This is a genomic window from Chitinophaga sp. (assembly GCF_036566945.1).
In the GTDB taxonomy this organism is placed as follows: domain Bacteria; phylum Bacteroidota; class Bacteroidia; order Chitinophagales; family Chitinophagaceae; genus Chitinophaga.
The window spans coordinates 1-5,425 of record NZ_DATCVJ010000400.1 but is presented as its reverse complement, the minus strand read 5'-3'; the positions used below and the strand labels follow the sequence as shown (position 1 = coordinate 5,425).

At 46.3% G+C, this 5,425-nt stretch carries 5 protein-coding genes; 2 read left to right on the top strand and 3 right to left on the bottom strand.

Annotation, left to right across the window (positions count from 1 at the left end; genetic code table 11):
• The coding region (locus VIP81_RS11995; RefSeq protein WP_331960439.1) for a hypothetical protein at nucleotides 1-209 on the bottom strand (209 nt) is incomplete at its 3' end.
• Nucleotides 210-444: 235 nt separating this feature from the next.
• Nucleotides 445-1,632: a hypothetical protein gene (locus VIP81_RS11990; RefSeq protein ID WP_331960436.1), complete on the bottom strand. Its 1,188-nt coding sequence runs from the start codon at nucleotides 1,630-1,632 to the stop codon at nucleotides 445-447.
• Nucleotides 1,633-1,717: 85 nt separating this feature from the next.
• On the opposite strand from VIP81_RS11990, the gene VIP81_RS11985 reads away from it, so the two are divergent.
• Complete coding sequence (locus VIP81_RS11985) at nucleotides 1,718-3,604, top strand: tetratricopeptide repeat-containing sensor histidine kinase (protein ID WP_331960433.1); 1,887 nt, start codon at nucleotides 1,718-1,720, stop codon at nucleotides 3,602-3,604.
• On the top strand, nucleotides 3,570-4,322 hold the full coding sequence (locus VIP81_RS11980) for a LytTR family DNA-binding domain-containing protein (protein WP_331960430.1): 753 nt from the start codon (nucleotides 3,570-3,572) through the stop codon (nucleotides 4,320-4,322). Before VIP81_RS11985 ends, VIP81_RS11980 begins: the two co-directional genes overlap by 35 nt.
• An 11-nt stretch (nucleotides 4,323-4,333) precedes the next feature.
• Here VIP81_RS11980 and VIP81_RS11975 read toward each other — a convergent pair.
• The coding region (locus VIP81_RS11975; RefSeq protein ID WP_331960427.1) for an amidohydrolase family protein at nucleotides 4,334-5,425 on the bottom strand (1,092 nt) is incomplete at its 5' end.

Genomic DNA, 5,425 nt, shown 5'->3' with positions numbered 1-5,425 from the left:
CTCACCAGGTAGTCTTCCACATTTTCCAGGCTGGTGTCGGGGGTGACGGTATTGTCCTGCATGCTGTTGATGGTGGCTATCTGCCCCGGACTGGGCACTTCTGTTGCCGGCGTGTAGCAAATATGATCATGATGTGCGGATGTAAATACATACTGATCTCCTCTTAACAGTAGGAAACATAAGCATGCTAAAATTATTACTACTCTCATCAGGGGACCAAAATTAGTAAAACTTTGATAGCAAAAAAATAAATAATGCCACATTACACATAAATAAAACAGTTATTTCATAAAAAATTAACATTTTCTTAAAGTATGATAGAAAATTTAATATAGTTATTTTTTTATAATATGTTTAAAAAGTGAGAGCCACCGCGCAAAAACGGACGACGACCTGCCCTTTTTTTGCGCGGTGGCGTACAATGGATGCCCGGCCGCCCAGGGCTTAATTTTCTGTGGTATATCCTTTTGCGGTGGCGAGTTTAACAATAGAATGGTTGATGGCTGCACCCAGATCATCGGCTGCCACGGTATTCTTAGATGCCGCGTCTATATATTTTTGTCGTTGTTTGGCCAGTGCCGTCATTTCAGTTTGAATGCTTTCTCTTTCTTTGGTTTTCGCAGCAATGAGTACCTCCAGCTCAGCCAGACTTTTATCCTGCAGCTCTTTTGGCAGGTCACTCTTACTAATGGATTTTAATACCGTCTTGTCCTGGTTCACACGATCTACCAGGTCCCAGCTTTCATTTCTATACACGCCCTTTTTTGATTTGCTGACATAGCGTTCGGTGGAGTTGGCGGCAGACAGGGACCTTGCATTTTGATCCTGCATCACCTGGTTGCTTTTTTTGGAGGCGCCATAGGTACCGTACCCAATGTAGGTTTGGTTGATCCGCTCGTTACAGGCCGCGATTTTTTCATCGTACGGCGTTTCAATGAAAACAACTTTTCTATCCGCATCGATATTGAAATATTGGCCATGGCCTCTGTCGGCACCATCTTTCCAGTTGGAGCTAATCCCTTCACGTTTATCACCACAGTAAATAGTATTCAGGAAGATGTTTTTGCCGACTGCTTCACTGGCCGATTCTTTATAGCTCACCCTTCCCTGGTTAAAAGATTCATTACCCGCAATATAAATGAGCTTCATATCCGCCTCGTCGTTGCCCCACAGCAGTGACTTTACCGCTTCGGTAATCACCGCACCACAATATTCTGACCCACCATTGGTGCGAAGGGCAAATAATTTTTCAGAGATGAGATCCAGGTCAGTGGTGAGTGGCGTTACCTGCCGGATGAAACCACCATTAGGCGAAAGACCGTCATTTCCATATTCATAAAGCGCGATCTCGATCACCGGTGCCTTGCCTTTGTACTTCAGGGTGGTAAGGGTATTAATAATATTCCAGAGTCTTGATTTGGCCTGATCTATCAATCCATCCATGCTATTAGACGTATCGAGCAGTAGTGCTACCTGTATGCGGGTGTTGTCCCGGGCGGAAGGAGAGGGCACATCAACAGGAGTTGCAGTGGCTTTTACGGGTTGTTTGTTCGGCAGATATTGGGAGGGATTATATTTCCACAGCAGGAATCCCGATGCCAGCAATGCGCTGGCTAATAGTGTCGTTTTCATGTTGTTTGATTTAAGATGACCCCATGAAAATAGCGGGTCTTCGGGACCGGAAAGAGACCACTTGGTGAAATGAACTTTTGAATGGGTGAAATACCCTGTTACCCACACCGAAAAAAGCTATTTTGCGGTAGAATCAATTACCATGGTACGTTACGGCGTTTATATAATTATCTTGTTGGGTGGACTGCTGCTGGGCCAAACAGCCGCCGCGCAGGGCAAAAAAGGAGGCGTATCCAAAGCGGCAAGAGATTTGAAAAAATCGCTTTCCAGTGATGATGATGCGCTGAAAACAGCCACGCATTATGAGGCATTGGCAAAAGAACTGACGGATCAAAGTGAATATGCCAAGGCAGAAGAATATCTCAAAAAAGCATTGGACATCTACACACAGCTGAATAATAAAGATGCGGCTGTAACGGCCGGTCGTGCATTGGCGAAAGTACAGGAGATGCAGGAGAAAATAGCGCCGGCCATCCAGAACTATCAATCGGCCAGTGATCTCACAAGAGATAAAAGCCTGGAAAGCATTAACTCCAATGATGCCAATCGCCTGCGGAATAACAGTAATCCCCAGGTGCAAATAGGTTACGTACAATCCAACCTGGCCATTTTTGAAAAAGAAGGAAAGAAAGAAGAGGCGGCAGATGCTTACAAGCAATTAGCGAATAGCCAGCTATTACAAAACAATACTTCCGGCGCTATAGCCAGTTATAAAAAGGCCATTGAAAAAACAGATAATACCCGGGAAATCAGTGCCATCAGCAAGAAATTGGCTACAGTATATGTAGCGGGAAATAATTTCGATGCCGCCATTCGGATGAATGAATCTATCCTGGAAAAGGCAAAGACCGAACATAATGTGGAGCTGCAAATAGACCAGGTGCAGGAATTGGCGCAACTATACGCCGGTAATCAACAAACAGAAAAAGCAGGTAACCTGCTGGAAGAAGCATACGCCCTTGCATTTAGTACCGGCAATACGTCCAAAACAAAGGATTGTCTTTTGGCGCTGACCCGGCATTACCGGGAGCAGCGCAAGGAAGCCGTTGCGCTCACCCGGTACGACGACTTCCTGCATCATCTCGACACACTCATCAGAACAGATAGCTCGCTCGTGGATGCCAGCCTGTTTGATATCACAGAAGGAAAGATCAAAGACCTCGAGAGAGAACGGGCCTTGCAACAAGCATTGATCAGTAATAAAAATAAACTCAACTACTTCCTGATAGCTTCTATTTTAGCGATGGCCGTGCTGTTGTTTTTCATTGTCCGCGCCCTGCGCGCCATTAAGATCAAGAATAAAAAAATAGCCCTACAGTCGTTGCGGCGGGAAATGAATCCCCACTTTATTTTCAACAGCCTGAATAGCGTGAATCAATACATTGCAGAAAGCAATGAAGTGGAAGCCAACAAATACCTGACATCCTACTCTGGCCTGATGCGAAATGTGATGGAGCATTCCAGCAAAGATTTTGTGCCTTTATCGGTGGAAGTAGAACAGCTGAAAAGCTACCTGGATCTGGAACAGCTGCGCTTCAGCGATAAATTTGTATATGAACTGGAACTTGATGAAACATTGGATACCGATGTGGTGATGATTCCCAATATGCTGATCCAGCCTCACCTGGAAAATGCGGTTTGGCATGGGCTGCGCTACAAAGCCACGAAAGGGCTGTTGCGGGTAACATTTGAAAAAAAGGGGGCTGTGATACGAGTGATGATCACCGATGATGGCATTGGACTGGCAGAGAGTCAAAAATTGAAAACCACGCATCAGAAAGTGTATCAGTCCAGGGGGCTCACCAACACGAAGGAACGGATCAATTTATTGAACGATATTTACCATCTCGATATCCGGCTGGAGATGGCAGAAATTACGCTGGATGGCGCCACAGGAACGCGGATAGTCCTGGAACTTCCCTTAATGGATAAACATCATGTTACCAGAAAAAATTACTTCAGTTATCGTTGAAGACGAAGTGGCTGCGATAGCGGCGTTACAAAACTATCTCCGCAAATTCTGTCCCCAGGTAGAAGTGGTGGGGACGGCCAGGAATAGCCCGGAAGCCATGGAGCTATTACATGAGCTGCGGCCACAACTGGTATTTTTGGATGTGGAGATGCCTTTTGGCAATGCCTTCGACGTACTCGAAGGTTGCCAGGACCTGGTTTTTGAAACCATTTTTGTAACCGCGTTTTCCGAATACTCTTTAAAAGCACTGAATCAAAGTGCCGCTTATTATTTGCTGAAACCGGTGAGTATAGAAGAATTGATCCTGGCAGTGAATAAAGTGCAGCAACAATTGCAGCAAAAGCAATGGCTGAACCGGAATCGCATCATCATGGAAAATGCCAGGGAAAGCAATCCCGGTATGCAGCAGGTGATTTTACCTACCCTCGACGGATTTGATGTGGTGAAGATGGGGGAAATTGTACGACTCAAAGGAAATGGTAATTTTACCGACGTCTATCTCACCAACGGCAGCAAAAAAATGGTATGCCGTTTTCTGAAGTACTTCTCCGAGATGTTGCCACATCCCTTTGTACGGGTGCATAAATCGCATATCATCAATATTCATTTCGTACAGTCCTACCACAAAGGCGCCGGTGGTTACGTGAGCCTGAACGACGGTACCGCTGTAGAAGTATCTCCTGCTTACAAAGATAATCTCCTGAAATCTTTTCAATAAGCAGCAGGGGATTAATGGTCCCCCATCTGCTTACTATCATAAATAATTTTTCCATTACGGATTGTGTAGGCTACATCTGAAAAATGACGACTATCAGTATGTGGGTCCGCTTTCAGTAAAACGATATCTGCGTCCATGCCTTTGGCAATACGGCCGCTGTGTTGCGCCATACCAAATCTACGTGCAGGCGCTGTCGTTAGTGCCGTGAGAATCTGATCAAAGTTTAGTCCGGCCTGAGACAACAATATGAATTCATCGGTGGTGCTGTAATCCGGCACGTAGCCTACATCTGTTCCAAACAATATTTCACCACCGTCTTTCGCGAAAACACCCAGTTGTTGCAGTGCCGTTGTCATCAGCGGATTGGTGGCGGCCTCAATATTTTTTCGTTCCAATTCCCATTTGAAAAGTTTGAGGGTAGGGATAACCGCCATATGATGTTGCCGTATCAATTCCACTTCTTTATCCGTCCAGCCGCGATAGCCATCGGGCGCCACATGGGCCAGAATGTCCACGCCACCGGCAATAGCTATACGTAATCCGGTATCGGCCGTGGGATGTGCAAACACAGGTTTATGCCATTTATGAGCCGTGGTGCTGGCCGCCTTCAATATGTCCAGTGGCATAGGTATGATCTGATGTTGTCCGTCGGGAGAAGCCGACCAGACCTTGATCCCATCAGCACCTGACTGGAGCTGCTTTGTTACATACGCTACTGCTGCTTCCGGTGTACTGATTTCCGGGAGCTTCAGCGGTTGTATATAAAAAGGACTTCCGTTTGGCGGCACGAAAGGCACGCCTACTGCCAGGATAGCCGGGCCATTTACCTCGCCGGAATTGATCCTGGCCCTTAGTGCCAGCAGGTTGGGAAAGTCCAGGGAAGCCAGGTCAAATACGTGCGTGAAGCCATAGCTGTTGACCATGCTGTTCAGTTGTTTGTTGAGCACGGCCACCGGCAAACTATCCGCATGATTCCATTTAGGTTCAATAAAGTGTACATGGCTGTTCCAGAAGCCGGCTGTCAGCACTAAACCGGTACAATCCAGTACAGGCATATGTGCCGGTATCTTCACCTGTTGTCTGGTACCTACGGCGGTAATTTT